Annotated in this window: 14 protein-coding genes and 1 tRNA gene; 6 read left to right on the plus strand and 9 right to left on the minus strand. The window is 72.2% G+C overall.

Features of this window, described 5'->3' with window-relative positions; genetic code table 11:
- Positions 1-68: 68 nt before the first annotated feature.
- Positions 69-263, plus strand: coding sequence for a hypothetical protein (locus tag IG78_RS0111125; RefSeq protein WP_030561746.1), 195 nt, complete (start codon positions 69-71; stop codon positions 261-263).
- Positions 264-377: 114 nt separating this feature from the next.
- Here the strand turns inward: IG78_RS0111125 and IG78_RS0111130 are convergent, their stop codons facing one another.
- The 3 genes from IG78_RS0111130 to IG78_RS0111140 are packed head-to-tail and all read right to left on the minus strand — an operon-like array spanning position 378 to position 3,828.
- Positions 378-1,265 (minus strand): SDR family oxidoreductase, encoded by an 888-nt coding sequence (locus IG78_RS0111130; protein WP_030561748.1) that lies wholly within the window; start codon positions 1,263-1,265, stop codon positions 378-380.
- Positions 1,262-2,293 carry an alpha/beta fold hydrolase gene (locus IG78_RS0111135; RefSeq protein WP_078965049.1) on the minus strand — a complete coding sequence of 344 codons (1,032 nt, stop codon included), beginning with the start codon at positions 2,291-2,293 and terminating at the stop codon, positions 1,262-1,264. Before IG78_RS0111135 ends, IG78_RS0111130 begins: the two co-directional genes overlap by 4 nt.
- Entirely contained in the window at positions 2,290-3,828 is a 1,539-nt protein-coding gene (locus IG78_RS0111140) for a flavin-containing monooxygenase (protein ID WP_037685430.1), read from the minus strand. Before IG78_RS0111140 ends, IG78_RS0111135 begins: the two co-directional genes overlap by 4 nt.
- 257 nt (positions 3,829-4,085) lie before the next feature.
- Between IG78_RS0111140 and IG78_RS41935 the strand changes: the two genes are divergently transcribed.
- The gene (locus tag IG78_RS41935; RefSeq protein WP_078965069.1) at positions 4,086-4,814 is read left to right on the plus strand and encodes a MerR family transcriptional regulator; all 729 of its coding nucleotides are present in this window, start codon (positions 4,086-4,088) and stop codon (positions 4,812-4,814) included.
- Positions 4,815-4,842: 28 nt separating this feature from the next.
- On the opposite strand, the gene IG78_RS0111150 is transcribed toward IG78_RS41935, so the two are convergent.
- Both IG78_RS0111150 and IG78_RS0111155 read right to left on the minus strand, forming a co-directional pair.
- The gene (locus tag IG78_RS0111150) at positions 4,843-5,913 is read right to left on the minus strand and encodes a DUF6528 family protein (protein ID WP_030561756.1); all 1,071 of its coding nucleotides are present in this window, start codon (positions 5,911-5,913) and stop codon (positions 4,843-4,845) included.
- Positions 5,914-6,048: 135 nt separating this feature from the next.
- Positions 6,049-6,837 (minus strand): exodeoxyribonuclease III, encoded by a 789-nt coding sequence (locus IG78_RS0111155; protein ID WP_030561758.1) that lies wholly within the window; start codon positions 6,835-6,837, stop codon positions 6,049-6,051.
- A gap of 367 nt (positions 6,838-7,204) precedes the next feature.
- Here IG78_RS0111155 and IG78_RS0111160 point away from each other — a divergent pair, with 367 nt between their 5' ends.
- On the plus strand, positions 7,205-7,708 hold the full coding sequence (locus IG78_RS0111160; protein WP_030561760.1) for an RICIN domain-containing protein: 504 nt from the start codon (positions 7,205-7,207) through the stop codon (positions 7,706-7,708).
- 292 nt (positions 7,709-8,000) lie between these two features.
- Here the strand turns inward: IG78_RS0111160 and IG78_RS49115 are convergent, their stop codons facing one another.
- Complete coding sequence (locus IG78_RS49115) at positions 8,001-8,141, minus strand: hypothetical protein (RefSeq protein WP_157855776.1); 141 nt, start codon at positions 8,139-8,141, stop codon at positions 8,001-8,003.
- A gap of 157 nt (positions 8,142-8,298) precedes the next feature.
- On the opposite strand from IG78_RS49115, the gene IG78_RS49120 reads away from it, so the two are divergent.
- Both IG78_RS49120 and IG78_RS0111170 read left to right on the plus strand, forming a co-directional pair.
- Entirely contained in the window at positions 8,299-8,475 is a 177-nt protein-coding gene (locus tag IG78_RS49120) for a hypothetical protein (RefSeq protein ID WP_157855777.1), read from the plus strand.
- Between the two features lie 335 nt (positions 8,476-8,810).
- On the plus strand, positions 8,811-9,290 hold the full coding sequence (locus IG78_RS0111170; RefSeq protein ID WP_030561762.1) for a GNAT family N-acetyltransferase: 480 nt from the start codon (positions 8,811-8,813) through the stop codon (positions 9,288-9,290).
- A 6-nt stretch (positions 9,291-9,296) separates the two neighbouring features.
- On the opposite strand, the gene IG78_RS0111175 is transcribed toward IG78_RS0111170, so the two are convergent.
- The gene (locus IG78_RS0111175) at positions 9,297-10,016 is read right to left on the minus strand and encodes an NAD(P)H-dependent oxidoreductase (RefSeq protein ID WP_030561764.1); all 720 of its coding nucleotides are present in this window, start codon (positions 10,014-10,016) and stop codon (positions 9,297-9,299) included.
- 76 nt (positions 10,017-10,092) lie between these two features.
- Here IG78_RS0111175 and IG78_RS0111180 point away from each other — a divergent pair, with 76 nt between their 5' ends.
- On the plus strand, positions 10,093-11,007 hold the full coding sequence (locus IG78_RS0111180) for a sigma-70 family RNA polymerase sigma factor (RefSeq protein WP_030561766.1): 915 nt from the start codon (positions 10,093-10,095) through the stop codon (positions 11,005-11,007).
- 52 nt (positions 11,008-11,059) lie between these two features.
- On the opposite strand, the gene IG78_RS0111185 is transcribed toward IG78_RS0111180, so the two are convergent.
- Both IG78_RS0111185 and sepX read right to left on the minus strand, forming a co-directional pair.
- A tRNA-Ala gene (locus tag IG78_RS0111185) sits at positions 11,060-11,133 on the minus strand.
- 94 nt (positions 11,134-11,227) lie between these two features.
- Entirely contained in the window at positions 11,228-12,802 is a 1,575-nt protein-coding gene (sepX, locus tag IG78_RS0111190) for a divisome protein SepX/GlpR (RefSeq protein WP_030561768.1), read from the minus strand.
- Positions 12,803-13,037 lie beyond the last annotated feature (235 nt).

Consider the following 13,037-nt stretch of genomic DNA (forward strand, 5'->3'; position numbering starts at 1 on the left):
CGGCTTCCGCACCGCTGTGTGAGTCTGGTCGAGCCCCGATCCCCTCACCCATCACGGGAGTGAACCTCATGGGCATCAAGGACCAGTTCCAGGACAAGGCCAACCAGATGCGCGACAAGGCGCAGGACTCCATGGGCAAATCGAAGGAAGAGGCGAGCGAGCGCTCCTCGAAGGCTCGCGACCGCGCCTCCAAGGGCAAGGACGACACCAGCCGGGCCGCCCAGGAAGCCCAGGACAAGTTCAACCGGGAATACGACGCCTAGTCACTGGAACTGAGCAGCACCGCGGTACCGCGCGGCACAGGAGCGGGGCTCACCCGGAACACGGGCGAGCCCCGCTCACGCGTCCACACAACGGCGAGCCCCGCTCACGCGTCCTCACGACCCGCCGCGCTCCCGGCGGGCCACTTCATCGGCGGTCCCCCCGGCCCCGACGAGCCCGACCCGCACCCCGTCGAGCCGGGGTTCGAGCCGGCGCACCTCCCGCTGCCCGACCAGGGCGATGACCCCCGGCATGTACGGGCGGAGGCCCTGCATGCCCCGCAGCCACCACTGCGCGTACACATGTGCCGAGCGCCGCTCGATCCCCGCGACGATCCGGTCCACGGCGGGCCCCAGCGGATACGTCTTGTTCGACGGCCACGGCAGCCGTTGCCGCATCTCGCGCATGACGTCGTTCTCGTCGGCCCCGCGCACCATGTCCGTGTCGGTCCAGGACAGATAGCCCACGCCGACGCGCACGCCCTTGTGGGCGACCTCGGCCCGCAGCGCGTGCGCGTACGCCTCGACGCCCGACTTGGACGCGCAGTACGCGGTCATCATCGGCGCGGGCGCGAGCGCGGCGAGCGAGGCGATCTGGAGCAGATAGCCGCGGCTCTCCATGAGGACGGGCAGGAACGCCCGCCCCGTCACCGCGCTGCCGATCAGGTTGACCTCGACGACCCGCCGCCAGGCGACGGGGTCGGACGCCAGGAACGGACCCCCGCTCGCCACCCCGGCGTTGGCGACGACGATGTCCACCTTGCCGAACCGCTCCTTGACCTCACCGGCGACCCGCGCCATCGCCTCGTGGTCGGTGACGTCGGCGTGCCAGTGCTCGGCGTCGCCGTGCAGTTGTGCGGCGACCCGCTTCAGCTCGTCCGGTTCGAGGCCGACGAGCGCCACGTGCGCCCCGCGCGCCGAGAGTTTGCGGGCGAGGAGTTCACCGACTCCGCGTGCCGCTCCCGTGACGACCGCGACCTGTCCCTCAAGGCTGACCCTGCTCACGCGCCCTCCCTCTCCCGCTGCTGTCCCTGGTGGCCCTGCGCCCGCCGTCGTACGGGGTCCTCGCGCGGCTGCCCCGGCGGTTCGCGCCGTTCGCGTCCGGGGGCCCGCGCCGCGGGGGCCACCACATACGCCTCGGCGAGCTCCGCTATGCGGCCCGTCACCGCTTCCGGTGCCTCGATCGGTGTCATGTGCCCGACGCCCGTCAGCTCGGTCAGGCCGACGCAGTGCGGCAGCGCCTCGGCGAGCCGGCGGGCGTGCACCACGGGGGTGAGCCGGTCCACCGTGCCCGCGAGCACCGCCGTGGGGGCCGTCAGTTCGCCTATCCCCGCGTCCAGGTGCAGCTCACCGAGGACGTGCGCCCAGCGGTAGCGCACCACCCGCGGGCAGGCGTGCACGATCCGCGCGCACGCCTCCACCCGGTCACGGGGCGAACCCGCGCCCATCGTCCCGTACCTGAGTACGCGCATACCAAGCGGTGTGACCGGTCCGAGCGGCGCCCGCGCGCCCAGGATGCGGTGGGTGAGCCGCGTCCGCAGCGGCCCCGCGCGCAGCGGCACCACCGTGGACTCGGCGACGAGCTGCGAACTGCCCGTGCTGCACAGGAGTACGGCCGCCGCGTGCTCGCGCACCCCCGGCCTGTCGGCCGCCGCGAGCAGCGTCATCGCGCCCATGGAGTGGCCTGCGAGCACGGCGGGTTCACCGGGCGCGAGGGTCGCGGCGAGCACGGCCTCCAGGTCGTCGGCGAGCGCCCGGGTGCTGTACCCGGCGGGCTCCAGGGGCGCGTCGCTGCGGCCGTGCCCCCGCAGGTCGTAGGCGATCACGCGGTACGTGGCCGACAGGGCCCGCACCTGCGCCGCCCAGAACGCCGTCGAGCAGGTCCAGCCGTGCACGAGGACGACGGCGGGCGCGTGCTGCGGCCCGTGCACCTCCACGTGCACGCGGGCGCCGTCGGCGGACACGGCCGTCAGCTCGTGCCCGGGGACGGGCGGCGCGTACGGTCCGCTGCGGACGTGGCGGAGCCTGCTCATGCCGTCGCCACCGCCTTCGCGCCCTTGCCCGCCCCGAGTTGCCGGGGAGCTGCCGCGGGGGTGCGCAGGACCTCGTACTCGGTAAGGTCCACGCGGCGTGTCGCGGTGCGGAACTCCGTCGTGGTGCCGGGCCAGACCGTGGTGTTGACGCCGTTCGCGTCCAGGTACCAGCTCGTGCAGCCGCCGGTGTTCCACACGGTGCGCTTCATCCGCTCCTGGACGCGGTGGTTCCAGGCGTCGACGGACGCGGGGCGGGGGTCGAGGGCGGCGCCGTCGCCCATGACGGTCAACTGCCGCATGTAGTCGGCGAGATAGTTCAACTGGGACTCGATCATCAGGATCATCGAGGAGTTGCCGAGGCCGGTGTTCGGGCCGATGACGGTGAAGAAGTTGGGGAAGCCCGCGGCGGTCGCGCCGCGCAGCGACTTCATGCCGTCCTTCCAGCTCTCCATCAGCGTGACGCCGTCCGCGCCGACGACCCGTTGGGCGATCGGCATGTCCGTGACGTGGAAGCCGGTGCCGAAGACGATCGCGTCGACCTCGGCCTCGGTGCCGTCGGCGGCCACGACGGTGGACCCGCGCACCTCGGCGAGGCCGCTCGCGACGACGTCCACGTTCGGCTCGGCGAGCGCCGGATAGTAGGTGTTGGACAGCAGGATCCGCTTGCAGCCGATGCGGTACGAAGGCGTCAGCTTGGCGCGCAGCTCCGGGTCCTTCACGGCCCGCGTCATGTTGCGCCTCGCGATCCGCTCGACCAGGCCGAGCTCGTCCGGGCGCTTGGTGAACGCCTGCACCTGGAGCTCCCTGATGCCCCACAGGATGCCCCGGCGCGCGTGCGTCGTGAACGGCAACTGCCGGTGCAGCCAGCGCTCGGCGCCGCTGATGGCCCGGTCCGCGCGCGGCATGACCCACGGCGGGGTGCGCTGGAACAGCGTGAGCCGGGACACCTCGCGCTGGATCTCCGGCACGATCTGGATCGCGGAGGCCCCGGTGCCGACCATGGCGACGCGCTTGCCCCGCAGGTCGTAGTCGTGGTCCCAGCGGGCGGAGTGGAAGACCTTGCCGGGGAAGGTGTCGAGGCCGGGGATGTCCGGGGTCCTGGGGTCCGAGAGCGGCCCGGTGGCGGAGACCACGACGTCGGCGGAGAGCCGGCCGTTGGTCGTCTCGATCAGCCAGCGCAGCCCTTCGCCGTCCCAGGTCATCTTCAGGACCTCGGTGTTCAGACGGATGTGCGGGCGCAGCCGGAAGGTGTCCGCGACCCCCTCCAGGTAGTCCCAGATGTGTTCCTGCCCGGAGAAGGTGCGCGGCCAGTCCGGGTTGGGCGCGAAGGAGAACGAGTACAGATGGGACGGTACGTCGCAGGCGCAGCCCGGGTAGCTGTTGTCGCGCCAGGTGCCGCCCACGGCGGCGGCCCGCTCCAGGACCACGAAGTCCGTGACGCCCTCCCTGCGCAGCCGGACGGCGGCCCCGATCCCGCCGAACCCGGACCCGATCACCGCCACCCGGACGTGTTCCACACGTTCGCTCCCGGCCATGCCGACGCCTCCCGATACAGGACTCCGCCAGTAATCACTGGCGCAATGGGAACGTTAGGGCAACTCCGTACCCATGGGTAGGGGGCGGAACGGGAAAGTTACCGGCGGTACGACCCCGGCGTCCCGGAGCCGCGCCGACATAGGCTGCACGCGTGGCAGACGAAGCGGCGGACCGGACGGCAGACGGCGCGGGCGCAGACGCGGGTGCGGGCGCGGTCTCAGGCGCGGGCGCGGTCTCAGGCGTACGCGAGTACCGCATGGAGGAGCTGGCCGAGGAAGCCGGCATCACCGTACGCACCGTCCGCTTCTACCGGGAGCGCGGGCTGATCCCGCCGCCGCGCCGCGAGGGCCGCATCGCCTGGTACGACGAGCACCACCTGGCCCGTCTGCGCACCATCGCCGCCCTCCTGGAGCGCGGCCACACGCTGAACGGCATCGCGGAGCTGGCCGACGCCTTCGAGCACGGCAGGGACGTCGCCGAACTCCTCGGCATGGAAGGCCCTTCGGAGGAGACCCCGGTGCGCCTCACCCCGGAGGAACTGGCCGACCGGTTCGCGGGCGAGGTCACTCCGGAGAACCTGTCGGCCGCGCTCGACCTCGGCTACCTCGGCACCGACGGCGGCGACATCGTGCACATCAGCCGCCGCCTCCTGGACGCGTCCGCCACCCTGGTCCGCCAGGGAATCCCGCTCGCGGCGGTCCTCGACGCGGGTCAGCGCGTGCGGGAACACGCCGACGCGCTCGCGGAGTTGTTCGTGACGGTCGTGCGCACGCACGCCCCGAAGGACACGGATGTCAGCGTCGAGATGCTGCGGCCGGTCGCGAAGAGCGTGGTGGAGGCCGAGCTCTCCCTGGCCCTCGACCGGCGGATCGCGGACGAGAAGCCGACGGACGAGAAACCGGCGGGTGCGAAGCCTACGGCTGACAAACCGGCGGGTGCGAAACCTACGGCTGAGAAACCGGCGGGTGCGAAGCCGACGGACTAGCGGGCAGGCGCCCCGGACGCAGGCGGGCTCAGCGCGGGAGCCACCAGCGGGCCTTGTAGATACCGCCGTTCACCAGCGTGTACGTGGCGGTGGGCCGGTGCACCGTGACCTTCGTCGTCCACCAGGTTTCGTCGAGGCCCTTCTCCGGTACGGTGCTGAGGACCTGTCCGGTACGCGGATCGTTGCCGACGGCCTTCACCGAGGCACGGTCGACGAGTTCGTGCCCCGCGTAGTCGCGTACGAAGTCCCCGGTGCGCTTGTCGTACTGGAACACGGCCGCGCTGGTCGTCACCCACAGCCGCCCGGGCCGCCCCGCCACCGGGAACAGGTCGTGCCCGCCCGCCTTCCTCCCCGGCACGGCGACCGGCAGCGGCACCGCGAAGCTCCGCGCCAGTGTCGGCCGCGCCGCCGTGCCGCCCACGGCGTACGCCACGAGATCGTCGTCGCCGATCGCCCACAGCACCCGCCGGGCACGGTCCCAGTGCAGCCCGTGCGCACCCTTCAGGCGGTCCTCCGCGTACCGGGTGGCGGCAGGACCGAGGGAGGCCGCGTACACCCGCACGAGCGCGCCCGTGCTGCACGCCACCGCCACATTGCCGTCCGGCAGGAGCTCCGCGCTGTGCGGGTTGCAGAGGTCGTCGCCGGGGCCGAGCGCCGCGCCCCAGTAGCGCCGCCCCGACGGGTACTCGACGGCGGCCACGAACCCGAACGACGCCGTGGTCAGGACGAGCGTCCGCTTGCGGTGCAGCCGTGCCTTGGCCTCGCACGGGTACACCCAGCTCACGTCGGGGCGCAGGTCCTGGTAGCGGGGGTCGCCGAGGGGCGAGAACTGCCAGCGCACCACGGACGGGTCGGTGGCCGGGTCCCAGACGCGGCGGCGCGGGTCGAGCAGGAGGAGGCGGTTGCTCGCCTGCTCGGTGACCAGGACGGGCGGGGTGCCCGGGGGGACGCCCGGGGCGGCGGTGGCGGGGTGCGCGGGGTTCTCCCCGGACGCGCCGCCCGCCGCGTACGCGCCGCCCGCGGGCAGCGCGCCCGCCAGCGCCCCCGCGGCTCCGGCCGCCCCGATCAGCAGTCCCCGTCTGGAAAGACCAGCAGACATGAAGCACCCCCGCGTGACCGGCAGTCGGCGCGACGCTTGTCGCGTACGCGACCGCAATCTGCCATGCGGTACGGGGCCGGGACAGCCCTCGACCGGACTTTTCGCCGTGTCTTGGCCTGCCGGTAGCCGACTGGCCTACTCGTAGACGACGGTCACCGGCGCGTGGTCCGACCAGCGCTCGGCGTGGGTGGCCGCCCGCTCCACGTACCCCTTGACCGCCCGTTCGGCGAGACCCGGCGTCGCCACGTGGTAGTCGATGCGCCAGCCCGTGTCGTTGTCGAAGGCGCGGCCCCGGTAGGACCACCAGGAGTAGGGGCCCTCGACGTCCGGGTGCAGCGCGCGTACGACGTCCCCGAACTCCTCGAAGACCTCCGTCATCCAGGCCCGCTCCTCGGGCAGGAAGCCGGAGTTCCTCTTGTTGCCCCGCCAGTTCTTGAGGTCGGCCTCCTGGTGGGCGATGTTCCAGTCACCGCAGACCAGGACCTCGCGCCCGTCCGCCGCGGCCTTCGCCTTGAGCTCCTTCAGATGTACGAGGAACTCGCCCATGAACCGGACCTTCTCGTCCTGGCGCTCGGTGCCCACCTCGCCCGAGGGGAGGTAGAGGCTGGCGACGGTGACGCCGGGCAGGTCGGCCTCCACATAGCGCCCGCTGCCGTCGAACTCGGCGGACCCGAATCCCACCCGTACCCGCTCCGGCTCGCGCCGCGTGTACAGCGACACCCCGGCGCGGCCCTTGGCGGCGGCCGGGGCGTGCGTGACGTACCAGCCCTCGGGGGCGCGCACCTCGTCGGGCAGTTGCTGCGGCTCGGCCCGCACCTCCTGCAGACACAGCACGTCCGCGTCGGTCCCTGCGAGCCACTCCACGAAGCCCTTCTTGGCGGCGGCACGCAGGCCGTTTACATTCACGCTGGTCACTGTGAGCAAAACACTCGCCTAACTCTTTGCCGGCCTCTTCCTCCTTGGGCCAGGGATCAGGCTCCCACACCGGGTGCACCTGCACTGTGACGCCCTCGGGGCCACGGGTAGGACGACTCGGCGGACAAGGTGTCGCAGGATGGCGTTCTGCTCGGGTCCATGGCGCGCTGAGTGGTGAGAAAGAGGGCGGCAATGGGGCACTTGGTAGTGCGCAGCCTCCGCGCCGATGCTTCATATCCAGGTTTGGGGCGCAGCCCTTTACACGTTGGCATGACGCTATTCGAACCCCCTGCTCAGCTACTCGTTACTCCTGCTTGCATACGGAACGTAAGGGGCCGATCCGACGTGGGTCGGCTCCAGAGCAGAGGAGTTCCCCATGCGCTTTCGTTCCGCCTGCCTCAGCGTCGTCGTAGCTCTGGCTGCAACCGTCCTCGGTGTAAGCAGCGCCGACGCCGCACCGTTGAGCGGCACCAAGATCCGCAGTTGGCAACTGGGCCATGTCCTTGGCGTCGCCGGTAACTCGACGGTCGGCGGCGCTCAGATCCAGTACCAGAACGACACCGACGACCTGTCCCAGAAATGGGCCGTCGAGCCGGTGAGCAACACGACCTTCATGCTGCGCAATCTCCACAGTGACATGTGCGTCACTGCCGTTAGCGGCGGCGACGCGGAAGCGATCCAGCAGCGTCCGTGTGATTCCCGATGGGATGAGCAGATCTTCAGCTTGGAGGACTCCAGCAAGCCCAGTCGGCCCCTGCTGAAGAACCAGGCACACAACAAGTGCATGCAGACGTACGCCGGTAACACCACCAGCTTTGCCCGGCTCGCTGGCTGTGCGCCTACCAGCGGCTGGCAGACGCACTCGTTCGACGTCCGCTGACGTCTGGACACGCCAGCACCGTCCCGAAGGGGGCCCGCCAGGCGCGGGTCCCCTTTCCGTTTGCGCGCATCCGGCCGAGCGCCAGGCACGCACGGCCCCGGACACCACCCCAGGAGGACCCGCGCCAACCTCGACCACCGCCCCCGCCCAGGCCCCGTCTGGGGTCCCGTCGAGCCGGTCATCGGTCGGGGTGGCCAGTCCGGTGTTGCCGAGCATGGCGCACACCGCGTAGTGCGCGGAGTTGAGTGCGGTGGCGCCGTTGGCGCCGGTCTTCTTGTGGGCGCCGCGGCCCTCATACGATCCCGCTGTACGCGATGAGACCCTGCCCAGGGTCACCGGTGCCCTCGCCGTCGCCGGTGGCCTCGCCCGCGTGATGGCGCTGCCCGCGGTCGAGGCCCTGCTCGACCGCATACAGCGGCGCACGGATCTTCATGCTCTTTGAGATCGCCGGCCGCCCCGGACAGTCAGCCGACGGGCAGAAGCACAATCTTCCCGCCACCTTCTGACCCTCCCCAGACAGCCAGGCTCGGCGCGTCGGGAGAGCACCACACCGTTCAGCACCATCCCACCGCCCAAGGGAGAAACTGGTCATGTGTGAACACAGACACCGCGGGCGACGCCTCGACCCCGGCGAGTGCTCCCAGTCGGGGTGGGCCGCGTGCGGCGCCTACTTCCCGAACACGGCGCCGGGCGAACCCGCCCCCGCACATCAGGCCGAGGGCGAACGGGACATGTGCCCGGGCGCCGGAAACCCGACCGTCGGATAGCACGCCATTTTCGTAGGTGGGTACGCCACCCCAGGCATGCAGAGGCTCCCAGGACCACGCCTGACACTCAGGGCTGCCCAGGCCTACCGAGCAACAAGAACAACCACCCAACGCACCACACACCGGCTGCGTTCAAGCGGCAGTGCACCATGTGGTGCTCTGGCCGACATACGGCGAAGCGAAGATCACTCCAGCACGTGAAGCCTACTGCCTTGTAGATCCGGTGCGTCCGGTGCATACGATGCGGCCCCGGCCCCCGAATGGGGTGCCGGGGTTCCAGTACCATGCGCCACCAGGCCGAGGGTTTGCATAGAAGTACGATTGAACGCGTGAGCATACAGATACAGACCGTCGCCTTCGACCACCCCGACGCGATCAAGCTGAACGACCGTGTCCAGCTCGAATACGCCGAGCGCTACGGCGACGAGGGCGACGTGACGTACCTGGATCCCAGCATGTTCAAGACCCCCGTCGGCCTGTATCTGATCGCGTACGACGACGCGGGCACCCCGCTGGCCACCGGCGGCTGGCGCACCATGGACGAGAACGGCGAGGGGTACGCGGACGGCGACGCCGAGATCAAGCGCATGTACGTGACGCCGGAGGCCCGGGGGCTCGGCCTCGCCCGCCGCATCCTGGCCGCCCTGGAGGACGACGCCCACGCCGCGGGCCGCCGGCGCATGGTCCTGGAGACCGGCACCAAGCAGCCGGAGGCCATCGCCCTCTACACCTCCAGCGGCTACTCCCCCTGCCCCAAGTTCGGCTACTACCGCAACCACGAACTCAGCCGCTGCTACGCCAAGCCCCTGCGCTAGGGCCCGTCAGCTCCCGGCGGGCCCGGCGAGCCCGGTCACCGCCTCCCGGGCCGCCGCGAGGGAGGCGTCCGCGGCGTCCCGGAAGGCGGCGAGGCCGGGGATCTCCCGGGCCCGGGTCAGCTCGGCCCGCACCACGTGCAGTTGCTCCGCCGCCACCCCGAGCCGCGCGAAGTAGGCCCGCAGATAAGGCACCTGGAAGTCACAGGCGGCCAGCGGCGCCCCCGCCCCGTACCCCCCGCCACAAGCGGCGACCACCACGACCCGCGCGTCCCCGAGCAGCGCCCGCCCGCTGTCCGGATCGGTGAAGACGCCGGGGAAGGACACCCGGTCGATCCACGCCTTCAGGGCCGCGGGCACCCCGAAGTTGTACATGGGCACACCGACGAGCAGGGTCCCCGCCGCCGCGCCCACCGCCCGCACCTCCTCGACGAGGGGCAGCGTCAGCGCCCACTCCCGCTCCTCATCGGCGCCCTCCACGAGCGCGGCCACCTTCGCGGGCGGTACGACCCCCTGCCGCTCCACCCGCGTCCCGAGCCCGACATAGCCGGAGCCCACCAACGGCACCGGCGCCTCGGCCAGGTCCCGGTAGCGGTATCCGGCGCCCCCGTGCCGCTCCCGCCAGATCCGCGCGAACTCCCCGGTGAGCCGCCGGGTCACCGAGCCCCCTCGCCGGTCGGCACTGGAATCCAGATGCAGCAGAACCCCGCCTCGCCCCACACCACTCACGGCACACGCTCCTTGTCACTTCCGTACGGTCGGCTACGTCAAGGAGGTGACGGAGCACGCCGGGGAAAGGTGACCGATGGACGAGCAGGCCGCTCTCGCCGACCGTTTCGAGACGCACCGCGGGAAGCTGCGTGCCGTGGCGTACCGCATGCTCGGGTCCCCGGCCGAGGCGGACGACGCCGTCCAGGAGACCTGGCTGCGGCTGAGCCGCACGGATCCGGGCACCGTCGCCCGCGTGGAGAGCCTCCCTGCGTGGCTGACGACGGTGATCTCCCGCATCTGCCTCGACCTGCTGCGGACCCGGGCATCGCGCCGGGAGGAACTGGTGGGCGACCACGTCCCCGACCACGTCACCCGTACCGCCGCCGCCACCCTCACCGATGCCGATGCGCGCGGCCCGGAGGACGAGGTGCTCCTGGTCGAGTCGGTGGGCCGCGCCCTCCTTGTGGTGTTGGACACGCTCACCCCCGCCGAACGCGTCGCCTTCGTCCTGCACGACACGTTCGCGGTGCCCTTCGACCGCATCGCACCCGTCGTGGAGCGTTCCCCTGCCGCCACGAAGAAGCTGGCGAGCCGCGCCCGCGGCAAGGTGCGCGGCACCCCGGCGCTCCCCGCGGCGGAGCTGACCCGGCACCGGCACGTCGTCGAGGCCTTCCTGGCCGCGGCCCGCGGCGGCGACCTCGACGCCCTGCTCGCCGTCCTGGCCCCCGACGTCGTACGCCGCGCCGACCCCGCTGCGCTGCCCCTGGGCACCGCCCCCGAGATCCGCGGCGCGGACGCGGTCGCCCGCGAGACGGTCCTGCTCACCGCGAACGCCCGGTACGCGGCCCTCGCCCTGGTCGACGGCGCGCCCGGCATCGTGGTGGCCCCCCGGGGCCGACTGCTCCTGGCCCTCAGGGTCACGGTGGACACCGGCAGGGTCTCGTCGTACGAGGTCGTCGCCACCCACGCCCGCCTGCGGCACCTCGCCCTCGCGGTCGTCCCCGACTGAGAACGCAAAGATCCCGCCCGATCTTCCGATCGGACGGGATCTTCATGTGCAGTGGACCTGTGGGGATTTGAACCCCAGACCCCCTCGATGCGAACGAGGTGCGCTACCAGACTGCGCCACAGGCCCTTGCAACGAGTGAAACTCTAGCATCCCCATCCGGGTGCTTGGAAATCCGTTCCCGCGCTGGTCAGGGCGGCGGATCGAGGAGGGTCCCCGAAGGTCACTCGTTGGCCGCGCGGGGGCGCCCGTCGCCCTCGGCCGCGTCGTCGTACTGGTCGAACAGCGGGGTGCGGCCGCGCTCGCGGGAGCGGCGGGCGGAGGCGGCGCGGCGGGCGTCGCTGCGGCCGCCGTCGGCGCCGCCGTCGCCGTCGTCGGCACGCCGTTCGTCGGCGCGCGCGGACGCGTCGGCGCCCTGCGCGGCTTCCCGGCCGTCACTGGCGGCCGCGTCGGCGGGCTGGGCGGCGCTCGACCGGGCCGAGCTCCAGGTGTCGGGGGCGCCCAGGTCGATGCTGCCGGTGGCGCGGGGCGCGACGGGAGCCGTCACATAGGTGGGCAGCGGCACCGGGACTGGGTCCCAACTGTCGGCGCGGCCGGGTCCGTGCTGCCGCTCGCGCTGCTGGTCGACCCACTCGGCGTGGTCGGTCTGCTCGACGAGGGCGCGACGGTCCGCCGCGAGGGCGGAGAGCCCCGGGTCGGGTTCCGGCGCGGGCTCCTCCGCGGCGGGTTCGGCGCCCGTGCCGTGCCCGCGGCGCTGCCGCTCGCGCAGTTGCCGCGCGGCGGCCTCGGCGCGGCGCCGGTCCATCGTGTACGTGAACCTGCGGTGCTCCTGGCGGCGCAGATAGGCGATGTACGCGCTCAGCAGCGCGGCGGGGGCCGCGGGCGCCCACAGGAAGGCGAGTCCGCCGACCGCGGCGACGACCGTGCCGAGCGTGAAGGCCACGAACAGCATGACGGTCGTGCGCCTGCGCCGGGCGAGGACCTTGGTGCGCCGGGCCCGAGCGGCGGCGTCGGCCGCGGCGGCGCGGCGGGCCGCCTGGGACGGGCCGTTGGCACGACCCGCGCCAACGCCCGCACCGGGACTTCCGGCGGGCCTGGCGCCGGAACTTCCGGCGGACCGCCCGGCGGAGCTTGCGCCGGGCCGTCCGGCGGGCCTGGCGCCGGGCCTACCGCCGGGGTTCCCGGCGTGGCTTCCGTCAGGGTTCCCGGCGAAGCCCCCGTCGGGGTTTCCGGCGGACCTTCCGCCAGGGTTCCCGGCGTGGCTTCCGTCAGGGTTCCCGGCGAAGCCCCCGTCGGGGTTTCCGGCGACGCTTCCGCCAGGATTCCCGCCCTGGCCCCCGGGGGCGCTTCCGCCGGGGGTCCCGCCGGGGGCTCCGCCGGAGCCCCCGGCGGCCCGTGCACCCGGCCTCGCGCCGTACTTGGCCCCCGGCCTGCCCCCCAGCCGCGCCTTGACCGAGGGTTTGGCCTGCTCGGCGGCGGCGGCCGGACGGCCACGCGACTCCGCGGGGCGCTCCTCGCGTTCCTCCTCCGGAGGCACGGCGAAGGCCCGTACGTCCACCGAGTCGGTGATGACGTCCGGGTCGCCGCGCGACTCCTCCTCTTCGGGCGAGCGCGCTTGCAGGTCCCTGGCGTACCGGCGCTCCATTCCCGCCCGTCCGGAAAGCAGCCGGATGGCGGTGCTGAAGCGTTCCGTCGGACGGGCTTCGTTGAGCTCGTCCTGCCTACGGAGCCACATCGGCACCAAGTAGGCGGCCCAGGCCCCGACGATGACTGCGTAGATGAGGCCGCTGCTGCTCACGCCTCACACGGTAGAGGGGTTTTGTCGAGGCCATCCGCCAATCGCGCCGGTGTGTCGCACGATCTGGCTGATATCTCGAACTTTTTTTGTGACTGATGCGATCAACACACCGGCAGGACCGCGAATTTAACGGTCTCTCAGCGACCAATTTCGAACAGGTATTTCATTTATGAGAGTCGGCATTGTGTCGGTCCGAGCGGCGCGGGAACGCGCGACCGACCGCCCGACGGCCCGA

The sequence above is a fragment of the Streptomyces aureocirculatus genome, from assembly GCF_000720475.1.
Lineage (GTDB): Bacteria > Actinomycetota > Actinomycetes > Streptomycetales > Streptomycetaceae > Streptomyces > Streptomyces aureocirculatus.

Coding starts and splice junctions, on each gene's coding strand:
- IG78_RS49120 (WP_157855777.1), top strand. CDS start 8,299: ATGTGTGAACACAGACACCGCGGGCGACGCCTCGACCCCGGCGAGTGC.
- IG78_RS49115 (WP_157855776.1), bottom strand. CDS start 8,141: ATGAAGATCCGTGCGCCGCTGTATGCGGTCGAGCAGGGCCTCGACCGC.
- IG78_RS0111180 (WP_030561766.1), top strand. CDS start 10,093: ATGGACGAGCAGGCCGCTCTCGCCGACCGTTTCGAGACGCACCGCGGG.
- IG78_RS0111125 (WP_030561746.1), top strand. CDS start 69: ATGGGCATCAAGGACCAGTTCCAGGACAAGGCCAACCAGATGCGCGAC.
- IG78_RS0111135 (WP_078965049.1), bottom strand. CDS start 2,293: ATGAGCAGGCTCCGCCACGTCCGCAGCGGACCGTACGCGCCGCCCGTC.
- IG78_RS0111140 (WP_037685430.1), bottom strand. CDS start 3,828: ATGGCCGGGAGCGAACGTGTGGAACACGTCCGGGTGGCGGTGATCGGG.
- IG78_RS0111160 (WP_030561760.1), top strand. CDS start 7,205: ATGCGCTTTCGTTCCGCCTGCCTCAGCGTCGTCGTAGCTCTGGCTGCA.
- IG78_RS41935 (WP_078965069.1), top strand. CDS start 4,086: ATGGAGGAGCTGGCCGAGGAAGCCGGCATCACCGTACGCACCGTCCGC.
- IG78_RS0111150 (WP_030561756.1), bottom strand. CDS start 5,913: ATGTCTGCTGGTCTTTCCAGACGGGGACTGCTGATCGGGGCGGCCGGA.